14 protein-coding genes are annotated in these 13,679 nt (G+C 40.1%); 5 read left to right on the forward strand and 9 right to left on the reverse strand.

The features are described 5' to 3' along the window. The first annotated feature begins 8 nt into the window (after positions 1–8). The 4 genes from BST97_RS00230 (at position 9) to BST97_RS16020 (ending at position 5,333) form a co-directional block, all read left to right on the forward strand. A complete protein-coding gene (locus BST97_RS00230; RefSeq protein WP_085765356.1) occupies positions 9–962 on the forward strand; it encodes an AAA family ATPase in 954 nt (317 codons plus the stop codon). A gap of 274 nt (positions 963–1,236) precedes the next feature. Beyond that, positions 1,237–3,504 carry an aconitate hydratase gene (locus BST97_RS00235; protein WP_085765357.1) on the forward strand — a complete coding sequence of 756 codons (2,268 nt, stop codon included), beginning with the start codon at positions 1,237–1,239 and terminating at the stop codon, positions 3,502–3,504. Positions 3,505–3,760: 256 nt separating this feature from the next. Continuing rightward, on the forward strand, positions 3,761–4,285 hold the full coding sequence (locus BST97_RS00240; protein WP_085765358.1) for a hypothetical protein: 525 nt from the start codon (positions 3,761–3,763) through the stop codon (positions 4,283–4,285). 187 nt (positions 4,286–4,472) lie between these two features. After that, positions 4,473–5,333: a M23 family metallopeptidase gene (locus BST97_RS16020; protein WP_085765359.1), complete on the forward strand. Its 861-nt coding sequence runs from the start codon at positions 4,473–4,475 to the stop codon at positions 5,331–5,333. A 6-nt stretch (positions 5,334–5,339) separates the two neighbouring features. On the opposite strand, the gene BST97_RS00250 is transcribed toward BST97_RS16020, so the two are convergent. Together BST97_RS00250 and BST97_RS00255 are read right to left on the reverse strand one after the other, a co-directional pair. Beyond that, positions 5,340–5,708 carry a hypothetical protein gene (locus BST97_RS00250; RefSeq protein ID WP_157111361.1) on the reverse strand — a complete coding sequence of 123 codons (369 nt, stop codon included), beginning with the start codon at positions 5,706–5,708 and terminating at the stop codon, positions 5,340–5,342. Next, positions 5,705–5,932 (reverse strand): hypothetical protein, encoded by a 228-nt coding sequence (locus BST97_RS00255; protein WP_085765361.1) that lies wholly within the window; start codon positions 5,930–5,932, stop codon positions 5,705–5,707. Before BST97_RS00255 ends, BST97_RS00250 begins: the two co-directional genes overlap by 4 nt. Positions 5,933–6,094: 162 nt before the next feature. Here BST97_RS00255 and BST97_RS00260 point away from each other — a divergent pair, with 162 nt between their 5' ends. Then, positions 6,095–6,802: a hypothetical protein gene (locus BST97_RS00260; protein ID WP_085765362.1), complete on the forward strand. Its 708-nt coding sequence runs from the start codon at positions 6,095–6,097 to the stop codon at positions 6,800–6,802. On the opposite strand, the gene BST97_RS00265 is transcribed toward BST97_RS00260, so the two are convergent. From BST97_RS00265 to BST97_RS00295, 7 genes are read right to left on the reverse strand one after another with little or no spacing between them, the layout of a single operon-like run. Then, positions 6,770–7,933 carry a lycopene cyclase family protein gene (locus BST97_RS00265; protein WP_085765363.1) on the reverse strand — a complete coding sequence of 388 codons (1,164 nt, stop codon included), beginning with the start codon at positions 7,931–7,933 and terminating at the stop codon, positions 6,770–6,772. The two genes, BST97_RS00260 and BST97_RS00265, sit on opposite strands and share 33 nt — an antisense overlap. Continuing rightward, on the reverse strand, positions 7,912–8,535 hold the full coding sequence (locus BST97_RS00270; RefSeq protein WP_085765364.1) for a carotenoid biosynthesis protein: 624 nt from the start codon (positions 8,533–8,535) through the stop codon (positions 7,912–7,914). Before BST97_RS00270 ends, BST97_RS00265 begins: the two co-directional genes overlap by 22 nt. Beyond that, entirely contained in the window at positions 8,532–9,989 is a 1,458-nt protein-coding gene (gene crtD / locus BST97_RS00275; RefSeq protein ID WP_085765365.1) for a 1-hydroxycarotenoid 3,4-desaturase CrtD, read from the reverse strand. The genes BST97_RS00270 and crtD overlap by 4 nt, the downstream gene beginning before the upstream one ends. 5 nt (positions 9,990–9,994) lie before the next feature. Next, a complete protein-coding gene (locus BST97_RS00280) occupies positions 9,995–10,441 on the reverse strand; it encodes a sterol desaturase family protein (protein ID WP_085765366.1) in 447 nt (148 codons plus the stop codon). Position 10,442: 1 nt separating this feature from the next. Next, positions 10,443–11,282, reverse strand: a complete 840-nt coding sequence (locus BST97_RS00285) for a phytoene/squalene synthase family protein (RefSeq protein WP_085765367.1) — start codon at positions 11,280–11,282, stop codon at positions 10,443–10,445. Further along, positions 11,279–12,745 carry a phytoene desaturase family protein gene (locus BST97_RS00290; protein ID WP_085765368.1) on the reverse strand — a complete coding sequence of 489 codons (1,467 nt, stop codon included), beginning with the start codon at positions 12,743–12,745 and terminating at the stop codon, positions 11,279–11,281. The genes BST97_RS00285 and BST97_RS00290 overlap by 4 nt, the downstream gene beginning before the upstream one ends. Further along, on the reverse strand, positions 12,742–13,653 hold the full coding sequence (locus BST97_RS00295) for a MerR family transcriptional regulator (protein WP_085765369.1): 912 nt from the start codon (positions 13,651–13,653) through the stop codon (positions 12,742–12,744). The genes BST97_RS00290 and BST97_RS00295 overlap by 4 nt, the downstream gene beginning before the upstream one ends. Between the last annotated feature and the right edge of the window lie 26 nt (positions 13,654–13,679).

The following is a 13,679-nucleotide window of genomic DNA, read 5'->3' on the forward strand; positions in this document are numbered from 1 at the left end:
TATCTCTTATGTCAGACGTAAACGCTATCGACCGGCTGGTTCAAAAAAACAAACAACTCAAGCAAGAAATTGCCAAAGTCATTATAGGACAAGAAGAGGTCATCGATCAGATTCTGATCTCGATTTTCTCTGGAGGGCACTCGTTGCTGGTAGGAGTACCGGGATTAGCCAAAACCTTGATGGTGAATACCATTTCACAGGCTTTGGGACTTGACTTCAAAAGAATCCAGTTTACTCCAGATTTGATGCCTAGTGATATTTTGGGGAGTGAGATTCTAGACGAGAACCGTACTTTCAAATTTCTCAAAGGTCCCATTTTCTCAAACATTATCCTTGCCGATGAGATCAACAGAACGCCGCCCAAAACCCAAGCGGCGCTCTTAGAAGCGATGCAGGAGAAGAGCGTTACCGTTGCGGGACATAATTATAAGCTTGCCGCACCATATTTCGTTCTGGCAACGCAAAACCCTATCGAGCAAGAAGGAACCTATCCCTTGCCCGAAGCGCAACTGGACCGTTTCATGTTTGCGATTAAATTAGAATACCCCAGCTATAAGGAAGAAGTTGAGGTGGTAAAAAGTACGACTTCTGACCACAAACCTTCTGTGAATGCACTTTTTAACGCCCAAGAGATCGTAGATATTCAGCAGTTGATCAGACGCATTCCCGTGGCTGATAACGTGATTGAATATGCTGTAGGTCTTGTAGGCAAGACACGTCCCAATGCTGCAAACGCTCCTGAATTGATAAAAGAATATATCGATTGGGGAGCCGGACCTCGAGCTTCACAGAATCTTGTGCTTGCTGCAAAGGCACATGCTGCCGTAAATGGAAAGTACAGTCCAGATATTGAGAATATCAAAGCGGTTGCAACCGGTATCTTGCGTCATAGAATCATCTTGAACTATAAAGGTCAGGCCGAAGGTTTTACGGAGGAAAAGATCATTCAGGAAATTCTGTAGCTGCCTAAGACCTATCATTAATCAAGCTTGTAACTGTGGGGTGATGATTAAAATGATCTCGCTTTCGCGAAAGCGTACCCTAAATCAGTCTATTTAGAATTATTTCAAATTGCGAACAAACGAAATAATTAGCGTTATTTCTAATGATTTGTTAGAATTATTCTATTGAAAATAGTAAACTGATTAGAATACTGCAGCTCTTTCACTATATCGTTGTAGATTTTCAAAAATGAGGCTGTTTTTGTAAATTTGTTATCCTTAAAAAATAAGAAATATGGCATTTGATATTGATATGATTAAAAAGGTGTATGCAGAGATGCCTGCCCGCATAGCAAAAGCACGCGAGCTTACTGGCAAACCGCTTACACTTTCTGAAAAGATTTTGTATTCCCACCTTTGGGAAGGGAAAACGAGTAAAGCTTTTACACGAGGTAAGGACTACGTAGACTTTGCTCCAGATCGTATCGCATGTCAGGATGCAACGGCACAAATGGCGCTTTTGCAATTTATGCAAGCGGGTAAAGATAAAGTTGCCGTGCCTACCACGGTACACTGTGACCACTTGATCCAAGCAAAAGAAGGTGCTGATAAAGACTTACAGCACGCCATGAATACCAGTAATGAGGTATTCAACTTTTTGGAGTCGGTTTCAAATAAATACGGAATCGGTTTCTGGAAGCCGGGAGCTGGAATTATTCATCAAGTGGTTCTTGAAAACTATGCGTTTCCAGGTGGTATGATGATCGGTACAGATTCTCATACGGTAAACGCTGGTGGTCTAGGTATGGTTGCGATAGGTGTAGGTGGTGCTGACGCGGTAGACGTTATGGCGGGTATGGCTTGGGAGCTTAAATTCCCAAAATTGATCGGTGTAAAACTTACGGGTAAACTGTCTGGTTGGACTGCGCCAAAAGATGTTATACTTAAAGTGGCAGAGATCTTAACCGTAAAAGGTGGTACTGGAGCGATTGTAGAATACTTCGGTCCTGGGGCTGAAAACCTTTCCTGTACGGGTAAAGGAACCATTTGTAACATGGGAGCTGAGATAGGAGCTACGACTTCTACATTTGGTTATGATGAAAGCATGGAACGTTATCTTAGAGCAACTGACCGTGAAGATATTGCAGATGCTGCAAACGAGATCAAAGAACACCTTACGGGTGATGCTGAAGTTTATGAAAATCCTGAGCAATATTTTGATCAAGTAATCGAGATCGATCTTGACAAATTAATGCCTCACCTAAATGGTCCATTTACTCCTGATCTAGCGACAGAAGTTGGAACTATGAGGCCTAAAGCCGAAAAGAATGACTGGCCATTAAAAGTAGAGTGGGGGCTTATAGGTTCTTGTACTAACTCCTCTTATGAAGACCTTTCCAGAGCTAGTAGTATTGCTCAACAAGCGATTGACAAAGGTTTGAAGACCAAAGCAGAATTTGGTATCAATCCAGGTTCAGAAAAAGTGCGCTACACAACTGAGCGCGACGGTATCTTGGGAATATTTGAGAAGCTGGATGCTAAAATCTTTACTAACGCCTGTGGACCTTGTATCGGTCAGTGGGCGCGTTATGAAGATCCTAAAAATGCACCTAAAAATAGTATTGTTCATTCCTTCAACAGAAACTTTGCAAAACGTGCCGATGGTAACCCTAACACGCACGCCTTTGTAGCCTCTCCAGAAATGACAGCTGCAATCGCCATAGCAGGTCGTCTAGACTTTAACCCGATCACAGATAAGTTGATCAACGAGGACGGAGAAGAAGTAATGCTCGATGAACCAACAGGATGGGAATTGCCACCTAAAGGTTTTGAAGTAAAAGACGACGGTTATTTAGCGCCTAAGGAAGATGGAAGTGATGTAGAAGTTATTGTAGATCCAGATTCTGAACGTTTGGAATTATTAGAGCCATTTGTACCAATAGGTCGTGATATCAAGGGAGCTAAATTGTTGATCAAAGCTTTCGGAAAATGTACGACTGACCACATTTCCATGGCAGGACCTTGGTTAAGATATAGAGGTCACTTGGACAACATCTCAAACAACTGTTTGATAGGAGCGGTAAATGCGTACAATAAGAAAACCAATTGGGTTAAAAACCAAATGGATGGGGAGTACGATGCGGTTCCTAAAACGCAAAGAGCTTACAAGGCAGCTGGGGTTCCTACCGTGGTAGTGGGAGATCACAATTACGGTGAAGGTTCTTCTCGTGAGCACGCGGCCATGGAACCTAGATTTTTAGGTGTGGTTGCGGTGATCGTGAAATCCTTTGCACGTATCCACGAGACCAACTTGAAAAAGCAGGGAATGCTAGGTCTTACGTTTGCTAATGAAGAAGATTACGACTTGATCCAAGAAGATGATACCTTCAACTTCTTAGATCTGGATCAGTTTGCACCAGATAAACCATTAACTATTGAGATCGTTCACAAAGATGGTAGCAAGGACACCATTAAAGTGAATCATACGTATAACGATGCACAAATTGCCTGGTACGATAAGGGTAGTGCTTTGAACAAGATCAAAGAAGAGAACGCTGCTTAGCATAGCTAAATGATAATTTAGAGAAAGCCGTTTTACATAAGTAAAGCGGCTTTTTTTTGTTTCTTCGGTAAGGGCGGACTTGAGTCCGTCCTTTTTTTAGTAATTGAGAGTTAACAATCCTAATTTTGAACTTATATTTAAATTGTTTCAAAAATCAACTAGTCCCATTCACCTTATGATATCCAAACTTACAAATCCCTTTCAATCAGTATTGATTGTTTTACTGCTCGCGTCTTGTGGTCTCTCTTCATGTTCCATGATTGGCAAAATGGTTACTGGTGTCGGCAATCTAAAAGCCGAAACCTCAATGCAAGACAGAAAAAAATACTATAAACCCTTCCTCGCTGAAAAAAAGAATTTAGTTCAAATCAGACACTATAATCAAAATGATTCTTTGATAAACGGATGGCGGAGACTTTCTGGTCAAAATATTCCTATTCTACTTATTCATAATGTTAAAACGGATAAGTATTACTCCTTAAGTTGTTATGAAGATATTGAAGGAGACGTTGAGGCAATAAACAATAAAAATTTTTCAGAACTTGTGGAAGCTGATTCAACGAGGATAAAACTAGTGGCTGATTACATGCAAGAAACTATTGCGTTCAAAGAACTCAGTGCTGATTATCAACCAGACAACTCTAATGAATTGGAAGCTTTTTATGTAGGAGGAATCTGGACTGGGAAAAAGTTGCGTAAAAGAGTTCAGCCTATTACTGAGATTGAAAATTTAAGATCGATTTATTTAATTGAATTAAGCAAGCTAGAAGCTTCAAAGTAACCTTTGTAAAGCTAGAAATATAATTGCTCCAACCAAATAATATAGTTCGCCGTACCAATTTGTGGTTTGGCAACTTACGGCATGAGTTAGGTAGTATCCGAAAACAAAAGAATATTATTTTTAGATTCATATTTGAATACCATATTTTCCACTACAATTTAGATTTACCATTAAATCCATCAAACCCATGAACAGCCTAATAGTACAACGCACTCGTTATCTTACTCTAATTCTAATTCTTCTTTTGAGTTACCCAGCGCGAGCACAAAAGAATAACAAAGATAAATGGCAAGAAAACTATTCTTGGAGATGGGAAAATACAGACTCGGGTACAAAAGCTCTTGTTGACAATAACAATCTTTTACCCATTACGGTTGTTATCGATTACAAGCTCAAAAACTTAAAACCAAATAAGCCTAATGGTAGCTATGTCGTGGTACCGGCACTGGCTAAGAATTTCGAAGTTATTAGCATGGATAGAATTGATCCAAAAAAAGGCTCGAAATTTCTTAAAAACGATACGCTGACTTATTTAGGCGATTTAACGGACTCGGAATATGATGAGGATTTCGTGTATCTACTGCCTTTTAAAAAGGGAAGGTCATTCAAGGTACATCAAGGAGTAAATGGTGATTTTTCTCATCAAGACAAATATGCATGGGACTTCACTATGCCTGTTGGTACTGAAATTTATGCGGTAAGAGATGGTCTGGTCGTAGATTTAGAGAGGCGAAATAGTAAGAATTGTAAAACTCAATCATGCTCAAAGTATAATAACTACATTAAAATTTTGCATAGCGATGGAACCATTGCAGAATACTTACATCTTAAGAAAAATGGTGTAAAGGTTAAAATTGGTCAAAACGTGAAATCTGGCCAGCTAATAGGGTATAGCGGTAACACCGGTTGGAGTACAGGGCCTCATTTGCATTTAAATATGTATTTATTAGATAAAAATAACCAGAAGATAACTTTACCAATGAAGTTCAAAATGGGAGATGGTAGCATTGTGGATGAGCTCAAGGGTGGAATATCTTATTCAAATTGACGGTAGTCACGGCAATTTTTGCAAAAAATAGAATATAATCGCTCCCATAAAATAACACAGCACATCGTACCAATCTGCGGTATAGCGACTCATGGTTTGCGGCAGGTAGTATTCAAAAATCAAAGAATACATCAGGAATATGCTCAGAATGCTGAACCAGCCTAATCTTATTGAACGGTCATTTTTTACTATCCAAACCGCATTTAGCGAAAGGGTCAAAACCATCGGCACGATCATAAGATCGTTCAAATGGTATAGAATGAAAGTATTATAAGTAAGATCAAAATACTTTGCCAGTAAGACAAAGCCATACATAAAAATACAGGCTAGTGAAAAGAGGTGTAGCGTCTTACATGAAAAATTTGATAATTTCATGTTGCTAAAACTGCTACCAACCATGCGATAGCCATACCTATCACCATTACAACTGTCCATATACTGTGTGCGACTATATATGTACCGCGTACAAATAAGTATTTGCTGTGTTTCCAGCGTTCGGTGAATGAAGGTTGTTCTTTTTTATCGGTTTTTGCGGTATTTTGTTTTTCTCCCGCGTCTGGAGACTTTGATGGCACAGGTGATGACTCAGCATTTTTCATGTGTAAAATATAGCAGGATAAATTTGCTTTCGCGAAAGCGGGATCTGTATTTGACTCATATTTAACGATTGAAATCTACTTTGGAATGCAAAATCAAATTTCTGGTTAAGATTAGAACTATGTGGTTCATATTTCCTCAGTTGGGCTTTACCTTTGATATTGATGTCAGAGCAAATCACAACCGTTTCCGTTTTTAAGAGTGACACCCGCTGGGGTAACGTGAAAGGATTTTTTGCGGTGGCTGAGGGTTATGTCAGGTTAAGGAATATTCCGGGTCAGAATTTTTTTAAGGTCATGGGTGTGGGTAAAAGCAATTTTGACCCAAAGCCAGACTGGAGCACCTACATGCACGTGCAGGTCTGGAACAGGGAAAAGGATGCTTTAGCGTTTTTTGAAAGCAATGGCTTTCACAGGAAAATGAGATCGCAAGCCGCTCAATTCAAACTTATTTTTTTGAGGAACAGCAAGGCTCGCGGTCTGTGGGCGGGTAAAAATCCGTTTGAGAAAAGTGAGGAGCTCGATGCTGAAAATGATTGGATATTTGTGATTACCCGTGCACGCATCAAGCTGAAGTTTTTGAAAAAGTTCTGGGATTACGTACCCACTTCTCAAAAAGGACTTTATGAAGATCCCGACCTTGTTTTTACCGCTGGAGTGGGAGAGTGGCCGGTGACCCACATGGCTACGATGAGTTTGTGGAAAAGCGAAGAAGGTATCAAAAGATTTGCCTACAAAGGTCGCGAGCACCGCCAGGCGATCCAGCAAACACAGGCCTTGCAATGGTATAGCGAGGAATTGTTCAGTAGATTCCAGCCATATAAAATGCAAGGGAATTGGTCAGCCCTGGTTACGCCCGAAGATTTTAGGTAAATGAGCAAAAAACGGCTTCAAAAAAGCCATGGAGGTCATGGGGAACATGATCCGGAGATCCTGTAAAAACGTAGTTTCCTCGTCCAAAAACCTGAAGAAATATTTCATCTTGTTGCTGCTGTAGAGCTTGTAGAAAACCTCGTCGCCGTTTCCATTGTTTTTATCCAAAACATCCAGCAAAGTCGCATCGTACAATTGACTTTTCTTGCTGAATAGCCCGTGATCAAGTTTGCGATCATCTCTAATATTCTCGACCAGCTGTCTTGCTTTTTTCTCGCTCATTTTAAAACTGTACCCGGTAGAAGGTTTTACCCAGCCGCCAGCGGTTCCTATCCTAAAATGATCGGGATGATTGTGTTGCTTAAAATCATAAGTGGTCATGGGAACAATGCCCTGCTCAACATCGGTAATTTGGTATTCTTCAATTTTCAAATGCTCTTTGATGTACTTTTTGAGAAAATGATCGTAGGTTGATTCTGTTACAACTTTGTGTGAGAAGTAGGTGAACTCAACGAGAGCTGAACGTTTTGAATAAGGTAAGATATAAGTAAAACTGCACGTTCCCTCGTCCATAAGTGTATAATCCATCATCGTGCACACGTCTGGATCAAAGTGATCGCCAGTTGTCTTAATCACGATTCCTTTGAAATGTTGAAAGATTTTGATCGATTTTTTGTCTTCGTAAAAATCTTTTGGAACACGGCTATCGAGTATGAGATCAGCCGTGAGAGTCTCACCGTTTTCAAGCGAAATCTGTTTGTTAGAGGTCTGTTTTGAAACCGTTTCTACGGACCCGTTGATGAATGTGATGTGAGGTGATTGTTCTAATCTCGCTTTCGCGAAAGCGGTAAATTTCTTACTATCCAGAGTTTTATACACATACGGCTCTAGATCCAGCTTCAACTCGTGGCCTTTCTTGAGCACGATAGTTTTACTCCAGGTTTGTTCCACAAGATGATCCCATTTGCCAGCACCTTTTTCCCAGAAACTCCAAGCTTTTTCGGGCCTTTCATCGCTCCAAGGATCGATTACAGCGATCTTCTTCTCCACGTTCTGATTGATCAGCTCGTGAACGATGTGGCTCCCAGCACAGCCCAGCCCTATGATCGCTATGTCGTAATGATGAACCATAAAGCTGCTGCAAAAACAAGTTGAACACTATAAATATTAAGGGCGCTTGTGAAATCTCCCTTGAGCTTGTATCTCCCTGCGACGATGTGTAAAACAAACGCAATGATCCACCAGCAAACGTAGTTAAACCAGCCAGCACCGCCCTCAAAATGCCAGAAACCGGCAAAATCGCAAACCTGCTCCAAAAAGAAATCCAGTAGCACCATGAGACTTGCTCCCAGAGCTGCTTTGAGATAGACGTTTGAGGCGACTTTTTGACTGATTATATGCGTAACCGTGGTGAGAACCGCCCAGTTGGCTCCTATTAGAATTGGGATTTTATCGATTTTAGGTCCAAAGTTCTTTCCGTAATAATACTCACCAAAAAGAAATCCTGTATGCACCCCTATCCACTCCACGACAAATCCCGTGGTAAAAAATAAAGCGAAGAGTAGTAAAGATTTCCTCGATAGCACTGGTATCAAACCGATGCATAGAACCGTTATATAAATGAGCGTAAACGGAGACTTTGGCAAGAAGAAATCTGCCTGACCCAGCGCAATTCCTATAAGCGCAGAAATATGCACCACCCAGAGAAAAATAAGAGCCGCTTTTTTGATCATGATTTCTCAATTAGATCACTCGTAATTTTAGCACTCAATAAACACAAAGGAATACCGCCGCCAGGATGCACGGAGCCTCCCACGTGATATAGGTTTTTGATCTTGTTAAAGTTGGGGTGTCTTAGAAAAGCAGCCATTTTATTGTTGCTCGCAGCTCCGTAGAGGGCACCGCGATAGCTGCTCGTATTTGCCTCAATCATCGGTGGGGTGAGTACGTATTCTGTTTCAATAAGATCTGAGATATCGACGTTCAGGCAACTCTTGATCTTATCGAGAATTCTGTTCCGGCTTTTTGTGACGAGATCGTCCCAGTCCTGACCGTAATTGCCGGGTGCGTTGATCATAACAAACCAGTTCTCGCAACCTTGCGGCGCATCGCTTTGAGTTTCTTTGCTCGTAATATTGATATAGACCGTGGGGTCTTCATAAAGATCTCGTTTATCAAAAATGTACTCAAATTCTGCCGGGTAGTTCTCGCTGAATAAAATGTTGTGCAGATCCAGTTCTGGAAACGTCTTCTTCACGCCCCAGTAAAAAATCAGCGCGCTGCTCGATCTGGGCTGCTCGAGTGTCTTTTTGGGTTCAGGTACATCTTTCAACAGCTTTTTATAGGTCGGGAAAATGTCCATATTGGATACGACTATTTCAGCATCAAAGGTGTCTTGATCAGTCGTTACTCCGGTGACTTTACTTTTGTGGTGGTTTATTTTTGTTACGCTTTCGCGAAAGCGGAATTCCACACCCACTTCTTGAGCCAATTTGAACAGCGACTGAGAAATATTGTGCATGCCGCCCGCTGGATAGTACGTGCCCAATCCAAGCTCGAGATGCGGAATCATGCTCATGATGCCAGGCGTAGCGTAGGGATCAGACCCGTTATACGTCGCATAGCGATTGAAGAGCTGAGTTAGTTTTGGGTTGGAAAAAACAGAATTCTCTTGATTTAAAGTGTTGTTGATTCCCAAAAACGGCATTTGAATGAGTGCCTTTACAGTATCCTTGGATAGATAGGTGCTGATTTTATGCAGTGATTTTTCTAGGAATAAGCCTTTAGTAAGTTCATACTTTAACTTACTGCTATTTAGATACTTTTTTAAGGTAGATGGATTTTCTAAAAAGGTTTTAGAAGCCCCTTCGATAAATTGGTTTTGATCTGTACTCGCAGCAAATTGAGTTCCGTCCTCCCAAAAGTATTTGAACGATATTTTCTTTTTCTTGTGACTGAATGGGATTTGTGTTTCAGTAAAAAGTTGATGGAGTTCATCAACGAGATGGGGAAGCGTGAATAACGAGGGGCCTAGGTCAAACCGGTAACCATCTAGTTCTAGGGCATGCAGTTTACCGCCGCTATAGTCGTTTTTCTCAAAAACCGTGACATGAAACCCCTGTTTTTTGAGCCGCAGCGCAATAGCCAAACCACCTATGCCGGCACCTATGACTGCAGCTTTTTTCATAAGGCTTACTTGAAATACTTGAAGGGTACGACCAGCATCCCAAAATTCTCACCTTCTTCCTTACCCAAGTGTTTATGGTGAACCTTGTGGGCGCGTCTCACACCTTTGGCATATTTGTTATTTGCTTTGCGCAACCACTTGAAACGCTGATGTATGAAAATATCGTGCACAACAAAATAGGCGATGCCATAAGCTAGAATTCCCAAGCTTATGGGTAAGCACCACCACAAATCAAACACGCCATGTAAAATTTTGAATCCTATACTGATTGCCGCAAAAAACACAAAAAACAAATCGTTTTTCTCAAACCAGCTGTCGTGTTTTTTATGATGGTGATCTTCATGGATTTTCCATAAAAAACCATGCATGACATATTTGTGAATAAGCCATGCATTGAATTCCATGATACAAAATGTGATTAAAAAAATCAGTATCCAAAAGAGGGTACTCATATCATATCAAATTAAGCCGATAAGTTACATAACCTTTTGCGAGTAGACCAATTTTCTCGTAGTTGGGCACGCGTATTCTGCGCTTTCTGATTTCTCGGCTGGGTGTTTTTTCCAAGCGAGTCAACAATTTTCTGTAATACGTGTAAGCTGTGTAGACACCTAGTTTTGCTTCAATAGGCAATCTCTTGATGCCTCTGAGACCCGCATTAAAATCGTCCTTAATCTCAGCAATTAATCTGGCTTTATCTTCTTCGTTTAGATCGTGCAGATTTGTATTTGGGAAATAACTGCGTTCCAGCATCTCAAGATCTGCTTTTAAATCTCTCAGAAAATTTACTTTTTGAAAAGCACTTCCCAGTCTCATGGCATCGTCTTTCAAGTCATCATATTTCTGCTGGTCTCCCTTGACAAAAACTTTCAAAGACATCAATCCAACTACATCTGCACTCCCATAAATGTAATTGCGATATTCCTCATCAGTCAAATAAACAGATTTATCCAAATCCAAACGCATGCTATGAATGAAAGCGCCATACATATCTGGAGTAATATCGTATTTATGGACAGTCTCTTGGAATGAATTGAGAATAGGGTTAAGGCTTATCTTATTTTCAACAGCTTTATGCAGTTCGTTTTCAAAATTGTCCAGCAGCTCACGTTTGTTGTAGTCATGAAATGTGTCAACAATCTCATCAGCAAAGCGCACGAAGCCGTAAATGTTGTGAATGTCTTGCTGAATAGAAGGCCCTAGCATTTTACTCGCCAAAGAAAACGAGGTACTGTATTTATTAGTTACCGTTCGGCTACACTGCCTTGATACGTCGTCAAATAAACTTTTCATGATGGGGAATGTTTCTCTATTAATTCTGCTACTAGTTTACCTGAAATGAGCGACGGCGGCACTCCTGGACCCGGAACAGTAAGTTGTCCCGTAAAGTAAAGGTTATTTACTTTGCGACTTCTTAAATTTGGTCTAAGAAATGCGGTCTGTGTCAGAGTGTTTGCCATTCCGTAGGCGTTTCCTTTATAACTATTATATTCTTTGATAAAGTCGTTTACACAAAAAGATTCTTTCACGATAATGTGATCTCTTACATTTTGACCTGTTCTTTCTTCAAAACGGCTCATTACAATATCAAAATATTGGTTCCTTAATTCTGGCGTGTCTTCTAAACCTGGAGCTAGTGGTATGAGGAAAAATCCATTTTCACAGCCTTCAGGCGCCGTGCTAGGATCAGTTACTGATGTGAAGTTGGCGTAGAACAAAGGATCGTCTGGCCATTTAGGGTGCTCGTAGATTTCATCAGCATGTTTTTCAAAGTCGGTGTCAAAAAACAGATTGTGGTGATCTATGTTCTTCAATTTTTTATCAAAACCTACATAGAATATCAAAGAGCTGGGAGCGAAGGTTTTCTTTTTCCAGTAATTCTCAGAGTATTGTCTGTGTTTCTCTTCAAGCAAAGTTTCTGAATGGTGATAGTCAGCACCTGATAAAACTACATCATAAAGGAACTTTTGATCATCGATTATCAGTCCTTCTGCATTATTGTTTTTATCTACGAGAATTTTTGAAACAGGACTATTGGTTTTAATGACTACGCCCAGTTCTTGAGCTAACTTTTTCATTCCCAATATGACTTCATACATACCACCTTTGGGATGCCAAGTTCCTAATCCAAAATCTGCGTAATTCATAAAGTTGTAGAAACTAGGTGTGTTAGATGGAGTTGCACCTAAAAAGAGAACTGGAAACTCTAGGATGGAAACTAATTTTGGGTTACTGAATTTTTTCCTTACGTCTTTTGAGACATTACCGACAAAGGCTCCTAATTTTTTAACCGTTTGAAGAGTGACCAATTCTAATGGCGATTCACCTGGGCGATAAACCAAATTCTTGATGGCAATGTCATAGTTCTCAGATGCTACGTCCATGAATTCCTGAAGAGGCTTAGAGCTTCCTGCTTCAACTTTCTCAAAAGTTTCTTTGATGGCTGGAAGATTATCAGCAATAGTTATTTTCTCGTCTTCAAAAACCACGCTGTATGCTGGATTTAATTTGTCCAGTTGATAATAATCAGACGGCTTTTTACCGAAGTCAGCAAAGAAACGTTCAAATATATCGGGCATCCAGTACCACGAAGGCCCTATATCAAAGGTAAAGCCGTCTTTGACCAGCCTTCTGGCTCTTCCACCTACGGTGCTATTTTTTTCATAGATAGTGACTTCATGACCAGCTTTGGCTAAATAAGCTGCTGCTGACAATGAAGAAAATCCTGATCCTATAACTGCAATTTTATGGCTCATGCGCTCACGAGTTGAGGAAGTTGCTTGATTACATCATGAATGTTTGTGAACACCCGTTGATTCGTGTGAAGATCATCTTCTTTGATTTTTTTGGATAAGTAACCAAATACCCATAATTCAGCATCATTATTTTTTTGAATCTTCTTGTGGAATTTTCTTAGAAAGCTCGGGATTTTAGACTCCATGGGATTAACCGTCATATAGGTAAGATAAACTGGGTCTACTTCCTTGTTTTTAAAGTGCTTTAAAGCGTCAATCAACATACTCTCACCTAAGTAAATAGTACGCTTATTGTGACTTAATAATTGATAATTCAAAAACAACAGCCCTAGATCATGCATTTCATTGTCCGGGAGAAAAAGGATGTAGGCTCTATCATTCTGATCATAACTTTGATATTGTAGTTTTTCTAACTCTACTAGCATCTTTTGTTTGATCAGGTGACTGATGAAATGTTCATGAGCAATATTTATCGTTTTGGATTGCCATAGAAGACCTAATTCTTCTAGAAACGGTATAAAGAGTTGATAGAATACGCCATTAAAACCTTCCCTATCATAAACTGATTTGTAAATCTTTTGAAAAAGAACTTGATCAAAATTGATCATCGCCAGTTTCAGTTTTTGAATGTAGTGGTCATTAATGTTTTCTGATTCAGCGATTGTTCGTACTTGTTCTTCTATTTCCTCAGCATTTAATTTGGCTATGCTAGATATACGCATGCCGTTATTTTTCAAAAAGCTTACATTCAAAATTTTGCGAAGCGAGTGCAGGTTGTAGGTACGTATGTTTGTATCGGTACGATCTGGTGTTAAAAGGTTATATCTTTTCTCCCAAATACGAATAGTGTGGGACTTGACTCCACTTAAATTTTCAAGATCCTTGATACTAAACCGACTCTTAACCACGACATTTGTTTATTAAATCCAATGTA

Source organism: Nonlabens spongiae (assembly GCF_002117125.1).
GTDB lineage: Bacteria > Bacteroidota > Bacteroidia > Flavobacteriales > Flavobacteriaceae > Nonlabens > Nonlabens spongiae.